Origin of the sequence: Pseudomonas sp. ANT_J28, assembly GCF_008370005.1 — a bacterium.
GTDB classification, from domain to species: domain Bacteria; phylum Pseudomonadota; class Gammaproteobacteria; order Pseudomonadales; family Pseudomonadaceae; genus Aquipseudomonas; species Aquipseudomonas frigoris.
This window is the reverse complement of sequence record NZ_VOBM01000052.1, coordinates 1-19,435: the sequence shown is the minus strand read 5'-3', so window position 1 is coordinate 19,435 and position 19,435 is coordinate 1. Positions and strand designations below refer to the sequence as shown.

Sequence of the window (19,435 nt, the reverse complement as noted above, 5' to 3'; positions counted from 1 at the left end):
CACAAAAAAGGCCGCTTTTGCATAAAAACGGCCTGTCCGAAGTAGCTAAAGACCGGCGAAAAACACTTAAGTTCCGGCTACAAAACAGTAACTTATAGAAATGTGCTCAAGTCGTGTTACTCGTCGGATTTCGATTGTCACGACCATGACACAGCCTCAGGATCGCGCCGTCATCCCCTTGAGATTCCTCTATGAAGTTCTCCTCGATTCTCTTGTTGTCCCTTAGCCTGGCTAGTGGCATCGCTTCTGCTGGCGGCACCGCTGAAGCAGGTGTGGGCGGCGCATTGGGCGGGGTTCTGGGCTCAGTCGTCGGTCAGTCACTAGGCGGCAATACAGGTTCCACCATCGGCGCGGCCCTGGGTGGCGCGGGTGGTAGCGCCGTCGGCGCAGACAGACGCAGCCGTGGCGAAGCCGCCATTGGCGGTGCGTTGGGCGCAGCAGGCGGTAACGTGGTAGGCCGCAGCATGGGCGGCACCTCCGGCAGCCTGATCGGCTCCGCAGCAGGCGGCGGCGCCGGTGGCGCGCTGGGTAACTACATGGGCAACAAGAGCGATGACGACGATGATCGTCGCTCCTATCGTCGTGGTTATGATGATGATGATCGTCGCTACTACCGTGACGGCCACCCGGGGCGCGGTCATGCCTATGGCCACCGCAAGCATCACCATCGCGATCGCGACTGAGGCTTGAATCGCCTCGCTTGCCGATGCATCAAAAAATCGCAGCCCAAGGGCTGCGATTTTTTTTGTCCGTCAAACCACCAACCGCTCCAGCGCCCCCCGTAACCCGGCAGGAATCGCCACCGGCTGATTCGACACCCGGTCTACAAACACGTGCACGAACCGCCCCGCTGCGCAGGCTTCGTCTTCCCCGGCCTTGAACACTGCCAGTTCGTATTGCACCGAACTGTTACCCAACTTGCCCACCCGCAAACCGATCTCGATTCGATCGGGGAAGGCAATGGAAGCAAAGTAATCGCAGGCCGAACTCACCACAAAGCCCACCACCTCGCCGTCATGGATATCCAGACTTCCGACTTCGATCAGGTAGGTGTTCACTGCCGTGTCGAAGAAGCTGTAGTAGGTAACGTTGTTGACGTGACCATAGGCGTCGTTGTCGTGCCAGCGGGTGGTGATGGGCTGGAAGTGGGGGTAGTCGGTGCGTTGGGGCATCGGGTTGGACATCAGCGTCGATTCCTGGAGTTGGATTGCCAGTCTAAGGCGAAAACCGCGTCGTACTCATCGCGAGCAAGCTCCCACAGTGAATCTCAGTCGTACACAAAATCTGTGCTCACTGAAGATCAAACTGTGGGAGCGAGCTTGCTCGCGATGAGGCCATCAGAGGCACTACTTCAATCAGCGCTCAGAAAACCCCTTGCCCACCGCCGCCAACTCCCCAATCAACCGTGCCGGATTCCAGTGATCACCCTGCCGGGTCTCCAGCGCCATCAAACGCTGATGAATATCCGCCAACCCTTGCTGATCCGCCCAGGCCATCGGCCCGCCCTTGTCCGCCGGGAAGCCGTAGCCATTGAGATACACCAGATCAATGTCGTGCGCCGATTCGGCAATCCCTTCCTGAAAGATCTTCGCCCCTTCATTGACCAGTGCCAGCAAGCAACGCTCAAGAATTTCCTCGGGACTTATCTCGCGACGCTGGAAGCCCAACCCTTCGCTGACCTTCAACACCAGCGCATCGACTTCAACATCGTGCTCAGCCTGGCGACTGCCCGACTCATAGTGGTAATAGCCATTGCCACTTTTCTGGCCGAAACGACCCAATTCGCACAGACGATTGTCCACCTGAACCTCAGGCGCATCCTGCCCTTTGCCGGCCAACTGCCGGGCACGCCACTCCAGATCAATGCCGACCACGTCGTACATGCGGAACGGCCCCATGGCGAAACCAAAACCTTGCAGTGCCGCATCGACCTGATGTGGATAAGCGCCTTCGAGCAGCATCTTGCGCGCTTCTAGCACATACGGATGCAGCATGCGGTTACCGATGAAACCATGGCAGTTGCCCGACACCACGCTGACTTTGTCCATGCGCTTGCCCAGTGCCAGAGCAGCCTCAAGCACCACCGGTAAAGTCTGGGCACCGCGAACGATTTCCAGCAGTTTCATGATGTGCGCCGGGCTGAAGAAGTGCAGGCCCAGGACCTGTTGCGGACGGCGGGTGGCCGCGGCGATGGCGTCAATATCCAGCGCCGAGGTATTGCTGGCCAGAATCGCTTCAGGTTTGAGTAGATTGTCCAGCTCACGGAAGATTTTCTGCTTGAGTTCGAGGTTTTCGTACACTGCTTCGATGACCAGATCGACATCGCAGATCGCCGCGTAGTCAGCAGCCGCCGTTACCCGTGCTATGCGAGCGTCCGCTTCGGCCTGATCGATCCGTCCCTGACGCACGTTGTGGGCGTAGGTGTCCGCCACGGTAGCCAGCGCCTGTTCAAGCATCTGTGGATTGTTATCGACCCACTGCACCGGGACGCCGGCGTTGGCCAGACACATGACAATGCCACGGCCCATGGTGCCCGCGCCAATGACGGCGGCGCGCTGAATAGTGAACGGTGTCTGGCTCATAGTTGTTCTCTTGTTGGCGATCCAAAGACAGCCTTCACCATAGTCAGGCGCCGCGCATTTTTGAAATTTATTCCTGTGATGAGCAACATTCAGCGGATGGATCTACACGGGTAAATGCGCCTCGGCCCACATCCTGACTTCGCCATACGGATATTCCTCCAGCGCTGCAAACCCCGGAATCGACCGTGCCTTGAGCTTGGTAAACAGCGGCACGCTGATCCCGCACAAAAACCGTGTCACGCGCTCCGCCGACGGTGCGTTGCCGGTGTGCTGCTCATGCCTATGGATAAAATCACCGCACAACGCTTCGAAGTTTTTATCCACAAGCGCTGGCAACTCCGGTGGAGCGGGCAATCGCGCCACATCCCCGTGACACACCGAACAATGCCCGCACTGCTGCGGCGCATTTTCATCGCCGAAGTACTCGGCCAGGCGATAACCCAGGCAATGTTCCGTGGCGAACAGATCCAGCATGGCGTGAATCCGCGCGATCTCGGTGCGCTCGTGCCGGTTGAAGTAGGCGTGTAGCTCGGCGCTCAGGGCCTGGCTGTTGAAGTCCGTTTGCAGCAGGCTGTAGACCTCGGTCATCTGCTTGCTTTCGAGCTCGACCCAGCCCTTTTCCTGGAAATAATCCAGCGCCTTGACCACTCGATTGCGTTCGGCCTGATGCTGTTCATACAGCGCATCGAAATTCACCGTGGCCCAGGTCCGTGCGCGACTGGAGGTCTGGATGATCGCCGCGACGAAGTCCTTGCGCTCACCCTCGAAACGGGCGAGTAAAGCTTCCGGCTCCTGCAAATACTTGAAACGGTATTCGGCGTAATAGGCGTAACGCGGCGCAATGATTCCACGCAGTTCCAACTGCACCAGCAAAGTCTTGAGCGGCAGCTGACGGATGTTGCTCTGATCGGCCAGCGGCCCCAACAGAAACTCCCACTGCCCCTCGGGCGCGGCGGCTTGCAACTCGTCGAGCACATAGCGGATGCCATCCAGCTCAGGCGTATCGCCGTAGACGAAGTTTTCCAGCACGTTGAGACTGTCGCGGTTGGCCAATACCAGGCAGTCGGACGGCTGCCCGTCACGCCCTGCGCGGCCGATTTCCTGGCTGTAGTTTTCGATGGATTTGGGCAGGTCGAAATGCACCACGTTGCGGATGTCGCTCTTGTCGATGCCCATGCCGAACGCGATGGTGGCAACGATGCAATTGGACTGCCCGCCCATGAACCGGCGCTGGATTGCTTCGCGCTGTTCGTGGGGCAGACCGGCGTGATAGGCCTCGGCCTGAATGCCGTTGCGGGTCAGATGTTCGGCAATGTGCTCGGCGGTTTTCTGCAGGGTGACGTAGACAATGCTCGGCTGGTCGGGACGCTGGCTCATCCATTCGACAAGGCGTCGTCGCTTGTCCTGACCGCGCACCGGCTCGACCAACAGATTGAGGTTCGGCCGGTAGAAACCGGTGGTCACCACGTCCTCAGGGGCGATGGCGAACTTGGCCTCCATGTCGGCGATCACCTTGGGTGTCGCGGTGGCGGTCAGCAGTAGCGCCTGAGGAATGTTGAACTGGCGCTGATAGTCGGGGAGCTTGAGGTAGTCGGGGCGAAAGTTGTGGCCCCATTCCGAGATGCAGTGCGCCTCGTCCACCACCAGCAACGAGATCGGCACCTGCTGCAAGAAATTGCGGAAGCGCTCGTTCTTCAGGCGCTCGACGGAGATCATCAAAATTTTCAGCTCGCCAGACTTGGCCCGAGCCATCACGTCGCTGGCGTCATCGCGGCTCTGGGCCGAATCGATACTGCCCGCCGCAATGCCGTGGCGCTGCAGGAACGCCAGTTGATCCTGCATCAACGCCAGCAGCGGCGAGACCACCAGCGTCAGGTGCGGCAGCAGCAAGGCCGGCAATTGATAACAAAGGGACTTGCCCGAGCCGGTGGGGAAAATCGCCGCCGCCGAGCGCCCGGCCAACACCGCGCTGACCGCCGCTTCCTGGCCGGGCCGAAACTGTGGATAACCGAAAACCTGTTCCAGGGTGTTGTGCATAAGCTGTCACTCCGTTGACCGCTGCGAAGCCCAAAGCCTAGCCGGCAAACGCAGCGAGTCGAGAAAAGGTCGGGGACCAAAACGATACGGGATGATACAGCGTGTTGTCGGCGATCGTTCCCATGCGCCGCAAAGGAATGCAGCCCGTGACGCTTCGCGTTACTGGACGCGGAGCGTCCCTTGAGGCATTCCCACTCGGGTGCGTGGGAAGATCAGTCAGGAGAGGAGGCTAAGGCGCCAACACCGCCACGCGCAGCTGTTCATTCAATGCCTGCTCGTGAAACACCTGGCTCTTGCTCGCCCAAATGGCATGGGCCGGACTGATTTCGCCGGTGAACGCCGCCCCCAACTGATGCAAATCAGCGCGGAAAGCAGTGTCCATGCTCGCCTGACTGATCAGCGCATCCGGCCAACCGGTGCGCTCCATATTGGACAGGACCATCGAGTTACCGGCGTCAGCAGCACCCGCCGCGCGACAAAACCCGGCCCACAGCAACAAAATCGAGGCCATACGTAGCCATTGCATACCTAATTCCCTTTACGCGTTGGACGGACGTTTCGAAACGTCCTACTGATTCTGGCGCACACCATACAGAGGCTTGATGTGTTGCGCCTGACAAACCCGTAGGAAATTTGCCATCTAAGGGTTTAGGCGTAAAAAACCTCGGGAAACGCGTAGGTTCGGTCCGAAAAGGCAGGAAAAACCCCTACAAACCCTGTCCATTGCGGCCGTATTGCCGCGCTGCGTCGCCACCTTCATAGTTTGCGGCGCGGCTGAAAACAGGGTGTCGACCTGCCGGCGAGACTGCCCGACTTCCTACAGGACTGACCTAAATGCAAGACCGCTATCGTCCACTCAAAACCAGCTACAGCGAAACGCCCGTCCTCGTCATCGACACTGCGTCCAGCACCGGTGCCGTCCTCGACGCAGCGCACCAACGCCTTCGCGCAGCCAGCGATTTGCTCGAAACGCTTTATTGTCTGTGCTTCAAACAGGCCGATGTTAAAGACATCCCTCATATCGTGAACGCACTTTATTTACTAACGCAGGATGGTTGCGAGTTACTAGAAGTTGCCAAACAAAGAATAGAACACTAAAACTTCAAACACATACTACAACCCCAGTAACAACTAACCACTTCATTATTTAAATAACTCGAACTAGTCTGCACGCTCTTAAACCAAACAAGAGCACAACAATGACTACATTAACTATTTTCTTTTGCGGTACCGGCTCGACTAAATTTGACAACCAAAACCCAACTTACTGGAATGGCGAACTGGTTTCGGCACTGGTCTCCCATCATGCTGGCCGAGAGTTTGCCGAATGGATCGTCATTGACGGCCCAGGCACCAGCAACCTGCAAGCTGATGAGCTGTTCACTATATCCAAGGACTACGGCCTGAGCGGCACGCTGTTCGGCAAGGGCTGGGAGGAGAACGTAAAGCACGCCATCAACATCATCAAAGGTCAGTGTGACTGGCAGCGTGAAAAACTGACCGAGACCGAATACAACCGCCTGAAGGCTGCAGGCATTCCAATCGAAGACGTGATCGTCGAAGGCTCCTGGCTGTGGCGTAAATATAACTACGGCGACCGCAGTGTGACCCAGCAGAAGTTACAGGAGCAAATTATCAAAACGTTCCGCAAGGACGGCATCCTTCCAACCAAGGTCAACTTGGTGGGCTGGAGCCGAGGCGGTATTAGTTGCCATATGCTGGCCAATGCCATGTTCAAGGACAGCGCACTGAAGAACATCCCGGTGAATATCTTTGCGATTGATCCGGTACCGGGCATCGGTAACTTTCAGGAAGACAAAGTAAAACTGAATGCCAACGTAAAAGAATACGTCGGCTTCTACGCCCGAGACGAGCGCTCCAAAGGCTTCAGCTGTGTCATCCCGCAAACGACCACCGGCACCCGAACCCACATTTTTCCCATGTCCGGCCGCCATGGCACGCTGGTTGGCAACGCCGCAGCAGACGGTGTCAGCGGCCCTAAAACGCTGGCCGAACCCGGCCTGATCGTCCGTCACTTTGCCGAAGTGTGCCTGAGGCGTTGGGGCGTGCCGCTGAACAAAACCCTCAACCTGACCCCGGCCGACCTGCAGAACCACCACAACGCCATGGCGAGCGCCGCTGTGAAATACAAAGCGATGGAAAAGTGTTCGTACACCTACTTCACCGAGCTGGACCAGGGCGAGCGTTACGTTTCGCTGGGTAGTAATGGGGTCAAGTTCTCGGCAGTGAAAGGCACGATCTACGCGCCGGCGACCGGGCTGACCACTAGCCCGCTGGATGTTGCTTCGTATCAGCATATTCGTTGAGGTGGTAGGGCGCGGGATGGCGGAAAAGCACGAGAAATTTCGTCGCGAAAATTCCTATAGAAAGGGCCTAGCCAAGGTTCATCCCGTTCCTACATGCGGGGACTCTTTGTCGTCTATCGCTGCCCGGCTGCTCACACCTATAGTCGGGCTGTCGCTGCTAATTCAGCGACTCGGGCTTGGTCACCCGAATAGCTCATATCTACGCGTCCGTTGTATGCTGCCGGCACTTCAAGTGCCTGCTCGCTATATGGTGGCTGTGTTTGGGACGCCCTCGGGCGTGCCGGGATGTGAGCCTCATCGGTTGACCAACCCGAACACAGTCCGCCTCCCATCGCTTGGTCACGATGGCGCGGGTTATTGCTGATGCATTTGAGGCTACAAACAATGAAAACGTTGAACCCGTTCCCCGATCGCTACCGCCCCCTCCAAACAAACCTCACCGATTCCCCACCCCTGATCATCGACACAGAGGCCAACCCCCAGGACATCCTCGAAGCTGCCCTCCAGCGAATCAGAGCTTCCGGCGACCTACTCAAAACCCTACATTGCCAATGCTTCAAAAACGGCGATGTGGAAGACATCCCGCATATCACCCACGCCCTCTACCTGTTGACTCAGGACGGCTGCGACCTGCTGAAAGTCGCCCAACAACGCATGATGGGCTGGAAAGCACCAACCTGACGCCGAGCGAAGATCGTTCCCACGCTCTGCGTGGGAATGCCTCAAGTTAGTCGGTCCTTCCCCCAGGGCCCGACGATCAATAAGCTCCACCCAAGCCCAATCGGACACTCCGCAATGAACTTCGCCCCCGACTTCCCCGACGACCAAACCATGCATCTGCTCATGCAGCTGCTGCACGAAGAGCTCGGTCTGCCAGAACGCAAAACCATCAGCCTCACCACCTCGATTAACTTCGACTTTGGCTGCAACGGCACCGATGCGCGCCACCTGATGGAGACGCTGGAAGAACAGTTCGCCATCGACTTCATCGATTACGACGCCTATCGCTACTTCCAGCCCGAAGGCTTTGACGTATTCCTCAAGCGCCGGGCCAAGGGGCGTGGCGACAAGATCCCTCTGACTATCGGAATGATTTACCAAGCGATCAAGTTGCAACGGTGGGACACACAGGAATTGGAAGGAATCTAGCTGAACGCGTAAGTGCCATTATTCTGGTCGTTTAGCGCCTTTTCGGCTGGAATAATGGCACTTAAGGTGTCCCTGACGGCCTGCATTGCACGCACAAAAAAGCCGCCCTCAAAGGGCGGCTTTTTCATTCGCTAAATCCAAGCCTTACAGCTTAGGCCCAGCAGCCTTGATCGCGTCGCTCACTTCAAACTTCTTGAAGTTCTCAACAAACAACCCAGCCAGTGCTTTAGCGGCTTCATCATAAGCAGCCTTGTCAGCCCAGGTATTACGTGGGTTCAACAGTCCAGTCTCAACGCCCGGCACAGCCAACGGCACGTCGAGGTTGATGGTGTCGAGGTGTTCGGTTTTAGCACCGATCAACGCGCCGCTCTGGATCGCTGCGATCACGCCGCGAGTGGTCGGGATGTTGAAGCGTTTGCCGACGCCGTAGCCGCCGCCGGTCCAGCCGGTGTTGACCAGGTAGACCTTGGAGCCGAAGCCGCGGATGCGCTTGATCAGCAGTTCTGCGTATTCGCCAGCCGGACGCGGGAAGAACGGTGCGCCGAAGCAGGTGGAGAAAGTCGACTTGATGCCGCTGCCGGAACCCATTTCGGTCGAGCCCACCAGTGCGGTGTAGCCGGACAGGAAGTGGTAGGCCGCTTGTTCTTCGCTGAGGATCGACACTGGCGGCAGTACGCCGGTCAGGTCGCAGGTCAGGAAGATCACAGCGTTTGGCTCGCCACCGAGGTTTTTCTCGGAACGCTTGGCGACGTGCTCCAGCGGGTAGGCGGCGCGGCTGTTCTGGGTCAGGCTGACATCGGTGTAGTCGGCGTGCTTGGCTTCATCGATAACGACGTTTTCCAGGACTGCGCCGTGCTTGATGGCTTTCCAGATGACCGGCTCGTTCTTCTCGGACAGATCGATGCACTTGGCGTAGCAGCCGCCTTCGATGTTGAAGACAACGCCTTCACCCCAGCCGTGCTCGTCGTCACCGATCAGGTAACGGCTTTCATCGGCGGACAGGGTGGTCTTGCCGGTGCCGGACAGACCGAAGAACAGGGTCACGTCGCCCTCTTCGCCGATGTTGGCGGCGCAGTGCATTGGCAGCACGTCGGCAGCCGGCAGCAGGAAGTTTTGCACCGAGAACATGGCTTTCTTCATTTCACCGGCGTAACGCATGCCGGCGATCAGCACTTTCTTCTGAGCGAAGTTGAGGATCACGCAACCGTCGGAGTTGGTGCCGTCACGCTCTGGCACGCACTCGAAGTTAGCAACGTTGAGCACTTGCCACTCATCACGGCCAGCCGGGTTGTACTTCTGCGGGTTGATGAACAGGCAACGGCCGAACAGGTTCTGCCAGGCAGTCTGGGTGGTCATCTTCACGGCCAGGTAGTGGTCTTCGGACGCACCTACATGCACGTGGGAAACGAAATGCTCTTGTGCGTTGTTGAACGCTTCAACGCGGTCCCACAGGGCATCGAACTTGTCGGCCGGGAACTTGCGGTTGATCGGGCCCCAGGCGATGGAAGCCGAAGTGGACGGCTCGTCAACGATGAAACGATCGACTGGCGAGCGGCCGGTGCGGTGACCGGTGCGAACAACCAGCGCGCCGGTATCGGCAAGCTCGCCTTCACCGCGATTGAGGGCTTCTTTTACCAGATCATCAACACTCAGATCGGTGTACACGGCGTTATTGGCTTGCGTCATGAGGTTCCCCGTCGGCCATTGGCCGAGTGTGCTCCAAACGTTTTGTAGTAGAAAGTCGTGCACTACTACCGCGAAAAAAGTGGGCCGGATTATGCCAGAAAAGCCCAAAAATAGTAGGGCCCTCCCGTCGTAACGGCGTTATTCCGGCACAAACCAGTGAATTTACCTGCGCTGAACCGTTTTAGTGACGGGTATCTGACGGCGTATCAACACCCGCGCCGGCGAATAATTGAGCGATATCGGCGGCGTCGAACAAGTAGCGCTCGTTGCAAAACTGACAGTCAATCTCAATGTTGCCGCCATGTTCGATCACGAGTGACTGGGCATCTTCCAGACCCAAACTGACCAGCGCATTGGCAGAACGTTCGCGCGAGCAGCTGCAACGGAAGCGCAGCTTCTGCACATCGAACAGACGAACCTGCTCTTCGTGGTAGAGACGATGGAGGACGGTTTCGTTGTCCAGGCTCAGCAATTCATCGGCGGTCAGGGTGCTGCCCAACGCGGTGATGTGCTGCCAGCTGGCGGCGCGTTCTTCTTCGTCTTTCAAACGATCAGCAGGCAGTTGTTGCAACAACAGGCCACGGGCGCGACGACCATCGGCGTACAACCAGAAACGCGTACCGATTTGTTGGGACATCACGAAGTAGTTAGTGAAGCACTCCGACAGGGTTTCGCCATCGAGGTCGACGATGCCCTGGTAACGCTGGCCTTGGGTCGGGTCGACGGTCAGCGCCAATACGCCGTTGGGCATCAGGTCGGCGAGGGTCGCATCCGGCGCGATCTGCTCGGCTTCGTATCGGGCCAGGCCACGGATTTCGCGCTCGCTGGAGCACTCGATCATCAGCAGCGGGATCGGGCCTTCGGAACGGGCCTGGAGAATCAGCAAGCCATCGAACTTCAAGGTGCCGACCAACAACGACGCCGCCGCCATCAGCTCGCCGAGCAGTTGTGCAACCGGCTCCGGGTACGGGTGTTTAGCGAGGACTTCGGCGTAGCTACGCTCCAACGCAACCAGCTCGCCGCGGGTGTCGCTGTCATCGAAGATGAAGCGTTGGGTGTAGTCGGTATCCGGTAAATCGGTCATAGGTCTGGGTATCTGAAGTAATGACAAAATGATTTCAAACAGTGAGAAATTGCGTCTCTGCGGCACCATTTGGGTGCGCGATGTTCAGCCGTGAGGGGCATTTTATGAACAATCCGGGTTTGTTCCAAGCAAGGTGAAACCTTCGCCGGATGGCTTTATGCAATTTCTTACCTCTGGCGCAACTGGCCTTCTGGTTATGGCCTACGGGTCAGAGGCTGTGGGTGGTTTTCGACGAGTGGCGCTTTCACCCCTCCAACGCGCTGCTGGCGATTAACCCGATATGGCTACACGCTTAGGCAATTGCAAGTCTGCATCTCTCGATGCGAACAGCGGCGACTACTCGTCGTTGCTGCTTCCACGAAACTTGAACAAATCCCGTCGCTGCTTCTTGCTCGGTTTGCCATCGGTGCTCACGCCCAGCGAACCGGCCTTACGCATGGCCGCAGCCGCCTCGCGCTTGGCGATGCTGGCTTCGGTTTCAGCGTAGAGCGCCTGAGCCTCTGGCGCGCCACGGCGTACGATCGACAGCGCCTGAACAACCACCGTGCGCTCCTCGAACCCTGCGCGAATCTGAAACTCGTCGCCGATCCTCGGTTCCTTGCCCGGTTTGCAGCGCTCGCCCCGGCAATGCACCTTGCCGCTTTCAATCGCCGCCTTGGCCAAGGCACGTGTTTTATAAAAACGCGCGGCCCACAACCATTTATCGAGACGGACCTTGTCGTCCTCTTCCTGTTTTTGTGCCACTGGAATTCCTCTCTCGGTGAATAGTCGGAACTGTACTACCGTTTCTGTCGGGCGCAAGAACTCGGCCCTCCAGATAGACTGTGTTCTTGGCCGGCTCACCGGCATGGAGTAATCGAGTGACTATATTTCCGTCTTCATTGACCTCGCCAAAGGGCGGTTGCCAGGGTTGCCAGCAAAGTGAGCCCCTGGGCTTCGATTTTGCCTTTGCCTACCAACCGATCGTCGATTTGCGAGATCAGTCGATTTTCGCCCATGAGGCACTCGTGCGCGGTGTAACGGGTGAGGGTGCACAGTCGGTTCTCGATCAGGTCACCGAGGACAACCGCTACCGCTTCGACCAGCTCTGTCGGACCCGAGCCATTGAAGGCGCGGCGAATCTAGGGATGCAGACGCATCTGTCGATCAACTTCATGCCCAACGCCGTGTACCGCCCGGAACTGTGTATTCAAAGCACGCTGGAAGCCGCGAAAAAACACAACTTCCCCATCGACCGGCTGATTTTCGAAACTCTGGAAAGCCAGCACGTAGATAACTATCGCCATTTGACCAATATTCTGCGTGAATACCGCGAATTCGGCTTCAAGACCGCCATCGACGATTTCGGCGCGGGCTACTCGGGGCTCAATCTACTTGCTGATTTCCAACCGGACCTGATCAAACTCGACATGGCACTGATCCGCGATGTCGACCGCGATCGTGTTCGTCAGGTTATCGTTCGAGGGGTTGTCACAATCTGTGCGGAGCTGAACGTTACAGTCATTGCCGAAGGGATCGAAAGCGCCGGAGAACGGGATTTCCTGGCGGACTGTGGAATTTTTCTGATGCAGGGTTACTGGTTCGCCAAGCCCGCATTCAAAGCGTTGGCCCAGGTAACACCTGGGACCTGGACGCGTTAATCGCCGGTTTTTCCTATTGAAGACATTTGACCATTTGACCGTTGTCGGTCTGCGCGAGTGGGTGGCGCTCCCGGATTTGGGAGTCGCGGGCCTGCGCGCAAAAATCGACACCGGCGCCAGCACCTCCAGCCTGCATGCCACCGATATCGAACCGTTCGAGCGCGACGGGGAACAGTGGGTGCGCTTTACTGCTCACTTGGGCACGGTGGTGCAACTGCGTCACCGGCGCTGCGAAGCCCCCCTGGTGACGATGAAGACCATCAAAAGCTCCAACGGCCACGCGCAGATGCGTTACGTGGTCAGCACCACCCTGGCCCTCGGTGATCGGGTCTGGCGGGTCGAGTTCACTCTCGCCTGCCGCAAGTCCATGCGTTATCGCCTGTTACTCGGTTCAAAAGCCTTGATCGACGGCCAGTTGGTGGTCAATCCAGGCATTAAGTACGTACAAGACAAGCCGGTGTTCCCGGTATCTACCTCCTCCACAGGTGTTGCATGAAGATCGCTGTGCTGTCGCGGAACCCGCGTCTGTATTCCACTCGTCGTCTGGTCGAAGCCGGTACCGAACGTGGCCATGAAATGGTGGTGATCGACACCCTGCGCGCCTACATGAACATCGCCAGCCACAAGCCGCAGATCCACTACCGCGGCAAGCCGTTGGAGGGTTTCGATGCGGTGATCCCGCGGATTGGCGCGTCGGTGACGTTTTATGGCTGCGCGGTGTTGCGCCAGTTCGAAATGATGGGCGTGTTCCCGCTCAATGAATCGGTGGCCATCGCCCGCTCGCGGGACAAACTGCGGTCCCTGCAATTGCTGTCACGCAGAGGGATCGGTTTGCCGGTCACTGGTTTTGCGCACTCCCCGGACGACATTCCCGACTTGATCGAGATGGTCAACGGCGCGCCGCTGGTGATCAAGGTGCTGGAAGGCACTCAGGGCATCGGCGTGGTGATGTGTGAAACGGCGACGGCGGCGGAGTCGGTGATCGAGGCGTTCATGGGCCTGAAGCAGAACATCATGGTTCAGGAATACATCAAGGAAGCCGGCGGGGCGGACATTCGCTGCTTCGTGGTGGGCGACAAGGTGATCGCGGCGATGAAGCGCCAGGCCAAGCCTGGGGAGTTTCGCTCCAACCTGCATCGGGGTGGCACTGCCAGCCTGATCAAGATCACGCCGGAAGAACGCATGACGGCGTTGCGCGCGGCGAAGGTCATGGGATTGGCGGTGGCGGGTGTGGATATCCTTCGTTCCAATCACGGGCCGCTGGTGATGGAAGTGAATTCATCGCCGGGGTTGGAAGGGATTGAAACCACCACCAGCAAGAACGTGGCGGGGATCATCATTGAGCATCTGGAGAAGAATGCTGGGCCGAATATGACGCGCACCAAAGGCAAGGGTTAAGGGTACAAAAGCCGGCTTTTGTGGTGACGGGCAGGCCGCCTTCGCGAGCAAGCCCGCTCCCACATTTGATCTGTGGCGAACACAATATCAGTGTCTGACACGATCTACTGTGGGAGCGGGCTTGCTCGCGAAGAGGCCTTGAGCCCCAACGACAATGCTGATCTCTTAAACCGCATCCCGCGGCAGCATCAATCCAAGCGGCAATCGCACCCGCGCTTCCAACCCACCACCAGACCGATTGCGCAGCTCAACATTCCCACCATGCATCGAAGCAATCCGCTTCACGATCGCCAACCCCAACCCGGTGCCTTTACCACCTCGGGCACGGTCGCCACGGGTGAACGGGTTAAAGATCGCCTCCAGCTCCGACGGATCAATCCCCGCCCCACGATCCATCACACTCAGCACCACGTACGGCGCAGCAGTGTCCCCGGACACATACGCCGCGACTTCGACGCCACTGCCGGCGTGATGCAACGCGTTGCCGATCAAATTGTTGAGCAGCCGCTTCATCGACACCCGCCGCAACGGAAACGGCTGAATCGGCTCCAGGCGCAGGCGCACTTTCTCTTCGTTCTGGTTGTACGGCGCCGCGACTTCGCGCACCAGATCGCTCAGGTCCACCTCTTCCACCGACTCGTCGCGACCATCGCGAATGAACGCCAGGAACTGGTCGAGAATCGCGTCCATGTCTTCGATGTCGCGGACCATGTCGTCGCTCAGGTCGCTGTGGTCACCCATGAGTTCCAGAGATAGCCGTAACCGGGTCAGTGGAGTGCGCAAGTCGTGGGACACCCCCGCCAGCATCAATTCGCGCTCACGCCCCGCCTGTTCGACGTCTTCGGCCATCTGGTTAAAGGCGCGATAGACCTCGGTCATTTCACTCGGCGTGTCGCTGATCGGCAGGCGCACACTACGGCCCTGGCCGAGTTGCCTCGCGGCATAGACCAGACGTTTCAATGGTTGATTGAGCTGGCTGACGAAGATCCACGCCGAGGCGGTGGACAGCAGACCGATGGCGAGGAACCAGCCGAGCACGTTCCAGATTTTCTGGCCGCGCAACGGATGCGGGTAAAGCGGCACTTTCAGCCAGCCGTCACCCAGGCTTGGAGCCCGAACCCACAGGGCTGGCGGCGAATGCATTCGCAATCGGACTTCGGTGTCGGCACCCAGCTCCGCCTGCATCTGCCGCTGATAGATCTCGCTGTAAGGCCAGTGCTGCTCACCTTCCGGTACGCCAGCGCCCACTACCCGGATCAGGGTCGCGGCATCGGCAATCTTCGTGCGGTTTTCTTCATCGGCCGCCCAATAGGCGCGTAGCGTCAGGGCGACGCCGTGGCTGTATTGGCGATCCACCAGCACGTCTTCGTTCATCAACAGATAAACCAACGTCAGCGCCTTGGAGAACAGGACGACGATAAGCACCAGCCAAAGGGTGCGGGAGAAGAAACTCTGGGGGAACCAAACGGGGGTTTTCATGGATAACCGCTACACACTTGCAGGAGCGAGCGATGCTCGCATATTGCGGATCGCGAGTCTGCGAGCAAGGTCAACTGACCCGTTGCCCGCAAGACCCGCTCCTACAAATCGCCGATCACTTGGTGGCGGCGCCATCCGGAACGAACACGTAACCCACGCCCCAGACTGTCTGGATGTAACGCGGTTTGGACGGATCGGGCTCGATCATCCGGCGCAGACGGGAAATCTGCACGTCGATGGAACGCTCCAGGGCATCCCACTCGCGGCCACGGGCCAGGTTCATCAGCTTGTCGCGGGTCAGTGGCTGGCGGGCGTTCATGACCAACGCCTTGAGCACCGCAAACTCACCGGTGGTGAGCATGTGCACTTCGTCGCCGCGTTTGAGCTCGCGGGTGGCCAGGGACAGTTCGTAGTCACCGAAGGTCACGCTTTCGTCTTCGCTGCCCGGTGCGCCCGGCACAGGAGTCGATTGACGACGCAGGACCGCTTTGACACGAGCCATGAGCTCGTCCGGGTTGAATGGCTTGGCCAGGTAATCGTCGGCGCCCAGCTCCAGGCCCTTGATGCGGCTCAGCTCATCGCCCTTGGCGGTCAGCATGATGATTGGAATCTGGTTGTTCGAGGTGCGCAGGCGACGGCAAGCGGTCAAGCCGTCTTCGCCGGGCAGCATCAGGTCGAGGACGACCAGGTTGAACACTTCACGCGCCAGCAGGCGATCCATTTGTTCAGTGTTCGGCACGGCGCGGGCGCGGTAGCCCTTGCTGACGAAAAAACGTTCCAGCAGGCTGCTCAGCCCTGGATCGTCGTCAACAATAAGAATTTTTTCGCCTTCAGCAATGTTTGCAGTGCTGCTCATTAGATGCTCCTTTGATCTCGGCGCGCATTATGGCGTAGCTGCCGTTATACGCACCGTGTGCATTGTTAGCAGATTTTTCCTTCATCGCCAGAAATCCGGTCTTTATGCCTACAGCCTGCGATGCCCCCGAATGACAGAACGCTGGTTATAATGCGCGGCCTTTTGTGTCAGGCAACGTCTGATCATTACTGTAGGTGGCCGTTTTTTATTTTCATGGCGCAAGCAGTAATTGTTCGATTTCACGGGTCAACGGGATGCCTGTTGATCCAGGTAGCGGCGCAGGCCAGGCCGCTCAACCAGACTCGCCGAGCCCTTTTCTCTGCGCCTGCGAGCCTGCTTTCACAATTTGTCAGGTGGTTTTATGGACAGCATCAACAGCCGCATCGCCGAGGAACTCGGCGTCCGCCCACAACAGGTCGAAGCGGCCGTCGCGCTACTCGATGAAGGCTCTACCGTTCCCTTCATCGCCCGCTACCGGAAAGAAGTGACCGGCAGCCTCGATGACATCCAGCTGCGTCATCTGGAAGAGCGTCTGCGCTACCTGCGAGAACTCGACGAACGGCGTATCAGCATCCTTGCCAGCATCCAGGAACAAGGCAAGCTGACCCCGCAACTTGAACGCGACATTAAACTCGCCGACACCAAAACCCGCCTCGAAGACTTGTACCTGCCGTACAAGCAGAAGCGCCGCACCAAGGGCCAGATCGCCCTGGAAGCCGGCCTCGGCGAGCTGGCCGACGGCCTGTTCAACGACCCGACCCTGACGCCAGACGTTGAAGCCGCGCGCTTCATCGATGCCGAAAAAGGCGTCGCCGATGTGAAGGCTGCCCTCGAAGGCGCCAAATACATCCTGATGGAACGCTTCGCCGAAGACGCCGGCCTGCTGGACAAGCTGCGCAGCTACCTCAAGCAGGAAGCCACCCTCAGCGCCCGCGTCATCGCTGGCAAAGAAGAGGAAGGCGCCAAGTTCCGCGACTACTTCGAACACGATGAACCGCTGAAAAGCATGCCATCGCACCGCGCGCTCGCCATTTTCCGTGGCCGCAACGAAGGCATTCTGAGTTCGGCGCTGAAAGTCGGCGACGAACTGCCGGGCACCATGCACCCGTGCGAAGGCATGATCGGCCAGCAATTCGGCATTCAGAACCAGAACCGCGCCGCCGACAAATGGCTGGGCGAAGTGGTGCGCTGGACCTGGAAGGTCAAGCTCTACACCCACCTCGAAACCGACTTGCTGGGCGAACTGCGCGATGGCGCGGAAACCGAAGCGATCAACGTGTTCGCCCATAACCTGCACGACTTGCTGCTGTCGGCGCCGGCTGGCCCGCGTGCCACATTGGGTCTCGACCCGGGCCTGCGCACCGGTTGCAAGGTGGCCGTGGTCGATTCCACCGGCAAACTGCTGGATCACGCCACGGTTTACCCGCACGTGCCGCACAACAAATGGGACCAGACCATCGCGATTCTGGCTGCCCTGTGCGCCAAGCATGCAGTGGACCTGATCGCCATCGGCAACGGCACCGCCAGCCGTGAAACCGACAAGCTGGCCGCAGAGCTGATCAAAAAATACCCAGCCATGAAGATGACCAAAGTCATGGTCTCCGAGGCCGGCGCATCGGTTTACTCGGCGTCGGAACTGGCGTCCAAGGAATTCCCGGACCTCGACGTGTCGATCCGTGGCGCGGTGTCGATTGCCCGTCGCCTGCAGGATCCACTGGCCGAGCTGGTGAAGATCGACCCGAAATCCATCGGCGTCGGCCAGTACCAGCACGACGTGTCGCAGCTGAAACTGGCGCGCGGCCTGGACGCTGTGGTCGAGGACTGCGTGAACGCCGTCGGCGTCGACGTGAACACCGCTTCCGTGGCCCTGTTGGCGCGCATCTCCGGCCTCAACGCGACCCTGGCGCAAAACATCGTCAGCCACCGCGACGAACACGGCGCGTTCAAAACCCGTGCGGCGTTGAAGAAAGTCGCTCGTTTGGGTGAGAAAACCTTCGAACAGGCCGCTGGCTTCCTGCGCGTCATGAACGGTGACAACCCGCTGGATTCGTCTGCAGTTCACCCGGAAGCCTATCCGCTGGTCCAGCGCATCGCCGCTGAGACCGACCGCGACATTCGCTCACTGATCGGCGACGCCAGCTTCCTCAAGCGTCTTGATCCGAAAAAGTACACCGACGAAACCTTCGGTCTGCCAACGGTCACCGACATCCTGCAAGAACTGGAAAAACCTGGCCGCGACCCGCGTCCCGAGTTCAAGACCGCCGAGTTCCAGGAAGGCGTCGAAGACCTCAAGGACCTGCAACTGGGCATGATCCTCGAAGGCGTGGTGACCAACGTGACCAACTTCGGCGCGTTCGTCGACATCGGCGTGCATCAGGACGGTTTGGTGCACATCTCTGCGCTTTCGGAGAAGTTCATCAAGGATCCGCGTGAAGCGGTGAAGGCCGGTGACGTGGTGAAAGTGAAGGTCATGGAAATCGACATCCCACGCAAACGCGTTGGCCTGTCGATGCGTATGAGCGACACCCCGGGCGAGAAAATCGACGGTGCCCGTGGTGCGCGTCCGGGCTCGGCCCCGCGCCAGTCCCAGAACACCGCACCGCGTAAGGAAACCACGGCGGTGGCTCCGGCCAACAACGCCATGGCTTCGCTGTTCGCCAACGCCAAGCAGTTGAAGAAACGCTGATGGACATCCCGCCCGGGCTGACCGAAAGCGCTTTTTTCAAGTTGCTGGGGTGTCGCTTGCACAGTCTGGAGGCCGGGGTGGCGCAAGTCGCCCTGGCGCTGGAACCAGAACTGCGCAATCGCGGCGGCAAGCTGCACGGCGGGGCCTTGTTCAGTCTGGTGGACATTGCCATGGGGCTGGCCTGTTCCAGCACCCACGGCTTTGACCAGCAGAGCGCGACCATCGAGTGCAAGATCAATTACATTCGCGCCGTCGCAGACGGTGAAGTGATGTGCACGGCGCGGGTGATCCACCCGGGCCGGCGCACGCTGGTGGTCGAAGCCGACGTGATGCAAGGCGACAAACTCGTCGCAAAAGCACAAGGCACGTTCGCTGTCCTGTAGCTACCTGTCATCGATTTGAGTTAATTTCGGCGCTGTAACCGCAGCGCCGGAGTTCCCTGTGGGAGCGGGCTTGCTCGCGAATGCGGTGGGTCAGATGACTTTAATGTTGCCTGACCCACCGCATTCGC

The 19,435-nt window shown here is 58.8% G+C and carries 19 protein-coding genes and 1 pseudogene; 11 read left to right on the top strand and 9 right to left on the bottom strand.

Features of this window, described 5'->3' with window-relative positions; all coding sequences use genetic code 11:
• The first annotated feature begins 191 nt into the window (after positions 1 to 191).
• A complete protein-coding gene (locus tag FQ187_RS26520) occupies positions 192 to 683 on the top strand; it encodes a glycine zipper domain-containing protein (RefSeq protein WP_149631734.1) in 492 nt (163 codons plus the stop codon).
• 69 nt (positions 684 to 752) lie between these two features.
• Here the strand turns inward: FQ187_RS26520 and FQ187_RS26515 are convergent, their stop codons facing one another.
• The 4 genes from FQ187_RS26515 to FQ187_RS26500 all read right to left on the bottom strand — a co-directional run bounded on the left by FQ187_RS26515 (position 753) and on the right by FQ187_RS26500 (position 5,145).
• Complete coding sequence (locus tag FQ187_RS26515; RefSeq protein ID WP_149631733.1) at positions 753 to 1,184, bottom strand: thioesterase family protein; 432 nt, start codon at positions 1,182 to 1,184, stop codon at positions 753 to 755.
• 171 nt (positions 1,185 to 1,355) lie between these two features.
• Positions 1,356 to 2,582, bottom strand: a complete 1,227-nt coding sequence (locus FQ187_RS26510) for a 3-hydroxyacyl-CoA dehydrogenase (protein ID WP_149631732.1) — start codon at positions 2,580 to 2,582, stop codon at positions 1,356 to 1,358.
• Between the two features lie 102 nt (positions 2,583 to 2,684).
• On the bottom strand, positions 2,685 to 4,619 hold the full coding sequence (locus tag FQ187_RS26505) for an ATP-dependent DNA helicase RecQ (protein ID WP_149631731.1): 1,935 nt from the start codon (positions 4,617 to 4,619) through the stop codon (positions 2,685 to 2,687).
• A gap of 229 nt (positions 4,620 to 4,848) precedes the next feature.
• On the bottom strand, positions 4,849 to 5,145 hold the full coding sequence (locus FQ187_RS26500) for a hypothetical protein (RefSeq protein ID WP_149631730.1): 297 nt from the start codon (positions 5,143 to 5,145) through the stop codon (positions 4,849 to 4,851).
• A 308-nt stretch (positions 5,146 to 5,453) separates the two neighbouring features.
• Here FQ187_RS26500 and FQ187_RS26495 point away from each other — a divergent pair, with 308 nt between their 5' ends.
• The 4 genes from FQ187_RS26495 (at position 5,454) to FQ187_RS26480 (ending at position 8,095) form a co-directional block, all read left to right on the top strand.
• A complete protein-coding gene (locus FQ187_RS26495; protein WP_149631729.1) occupies positions 5,454 to 5,717 on the top strand; it encodes a hypothetical protein in 264 nt (87 codons plus the stop codon).
• 101 nt (positions 5,718 to 5,818) lie between these two features.
• Entirely contained in the window at positions 5,819 to 6,946 is a 1,128-nt protein-coding gene (locus FQ187_RS26490; protein ID WP_149631728.1) for a hypothetical protein, read from the top strand.
• Positions 6,947 to 7,330: 384 nt separating this feature from the next.
• Positions 7,331 to 7,627, top strand: coding sequence for a hypothetical protein (locus FQ187_RS26485; RefSeq protein ID WP_076029037.1), 297 nt, complete (start codon positions 7,331 to 7,333; stop codon positions 7,625 to 7,627).
• A 114-nt stretch (positions 7,628 to 7,741) separates the two neighbouring features.
• On the top strand, positions 7,742 to 8,095 hold the full coding sequence (locus FQ187_RS26480) for a DUF1493 family protein (protein WP_129439408.1): 354 nt from the start codon (positions 7,742 to 7,744) through the stop codon (positions 8,093 to 8,095).
• Between the two features lie 144 nt (positions 8,096 to 8,239).
• On the opposite strand, the gene FQ187_RS26475 is transcribed toward FQ187_RS26480, so the two are convergent.
• On the bottom strand, positions 8,240 to 9,781 hold the full coding sequence (locus tag FQ187_RS26475) for a phosphoenolpyruvate carboxykinase (protein WP_149631727.1): 1,542 nt from the start codon (positions 9,779 to 9,781) through the stop codon (positions 8,240 to 8,242).
• Between the two features lie 181 nt (positions 9,782 to 9,962).
• Positions 9,963 to 10,865 (bottom strand): Hsp33 family molecular chaperone HslO, encoded by a 903-nt coding sequence (gene hslO / locus FQ187_RS26470; protein WP_149631726.1) that lies wholly within the window; start codon positions 10,863 to 10,865, stop codon positions 9,963 to 9,965.
• A gap of 149 nt (positions 10,866 to 11,014) precedes the next feature.
• On the opposite strand from hslO, the pseudogene FQ187_RS30595 reads away from it, so the two are divergent.
• Positions 11,015 to 11,155, top strand: a pseudogene (locus FQ187_RS30595) (phosphoesterase); the annotation flags it as partial.
• A 46-nt stretch (positions 11,156 to 11,201) separates the two neighbouring features.
• On the opposite strand, the gene FQ187_RS26460 reads toward FQ187_RS30595, so the two are convergent.
• Complete coding sequence (locus tag FQ187_RS26460) at positions 11,202 to 11,609, bottom strand: RNA-binding S4 domain-containing protein (RefSeq protein WP_149631725.1); 408 nt, start codon at positions 11,607 to 11,609, stop codon at positions 11,202 to 11,204.
• A gap of 116 nt (positions 11,610 to 11,725) precedes the next feature.
• Here FQ187_RS26460 and FQ187_RS26455 point away from each other — a divergent pair, with 116 nt between their 5' ends.
• Genes FQ187_RS26455 through rimK form a run of 3 tightly spaced genes read left to right on the top strand, consistent with a single transcriptional unit; the run spans position 11,726 to position 13,903 of the window.
• Complete coding sequence (locus tag FQ187_RS26455; RefSeq protein WP_149631751.1) at positions 11,726 to 12,505, top strand: EAL domain-containing protein; 780 nt, start codon at positions 11,726 to 11,728, stop codon at positions 12,503 to 12,505.
• 34 nt (positions 12,506 to 12,539) lie between these two features.
• Positions 12,540 to 13,001, top strand: coding sequence for an ATP-dependent zinc protease (locus tag FQ187_RS26450; RefSeq protein ID WP_176471525.1), 462 nt, complete (start codon positions 12,540 to 12,542; stop codon positions 12,999 to 13,001).
• Complete coding sequence (gene rimK / locus FQ187_RS26445) at positions 12,998 to 13,903, top strand: 30S ribosomal protein S6--L-glutamate ligase (protein ID WP_149631724.1); 906 nt, start codon at positions 12,998 to 13,000, stop codon at positions 13,901 to 13,903. The genes FQ187_RS26450 and rimK overlap by 4 nt, the downstream gene beginning before the upstream one ends.
• Before the next feature lie 165 nt (positions 13,904 to 14,068).
• Here rimK and FQ187_RS26440 read toward each other — a convergent pair whose 3' ends face one another.
• Positions 14,069 to 15,382, bottom strand: coding sequence for an ATP-binding protein (locus tag FQ187_RS26440; protein ID WP_149631723.1), 1,314 nt, complete (start codon positions 15,380 to 15,382; stop codon positions 14,069 to 14,071).
• Positions 15,383 to 15,497: 115 nt separating this feature from the next.
• Positions 15,498 to 16,238, bottom strand: a complete 741-nt coding sequence (gene ompR, locus FQ187_RS26435) for a two-component system response regulator OmpR (protein WP_129439422.1) — start codon at positions 16,236 to 16,238, stop codon at positions 15,498 to 15,500.
• Positions 16,239 to 16,599: 361 nt separating this feature from the next.
• Here ompR and FQ187_RS26430 point away from each other — a divergent pair, with 361 nt between their 5' ends.
• Together FQ187_RS26430 and FQ187_RS26425 are read left to right on the top strand one after the other, a co-directional pair.
• A complete protein-coding gene (locus FQ187_RS26430) occupies positions 16,600 to 18,924 on the top strand; it encodes a Tex family protein (RefSeq protein ID WP_149631722.1) in 2,325 nt (774 codons plus the stop codon).
• Positions 18,924 to 19,307, top strand: a complete 384-nt coding sequence (locus tag FQ187_RS26425) for a PaaI family thioesterase (RefSeq protein WP_149631721.1) — start codon at positions 18,924 to 18,926, stop codon at positions 19,305 to 19,307. Before FQ187_RS26430 ends, FQ187_RS26425 begins: the two co-directional genes overlap by 1 nt.
• Positions 19,308 to 19,435: the final 128 nt, after the last annotated feature.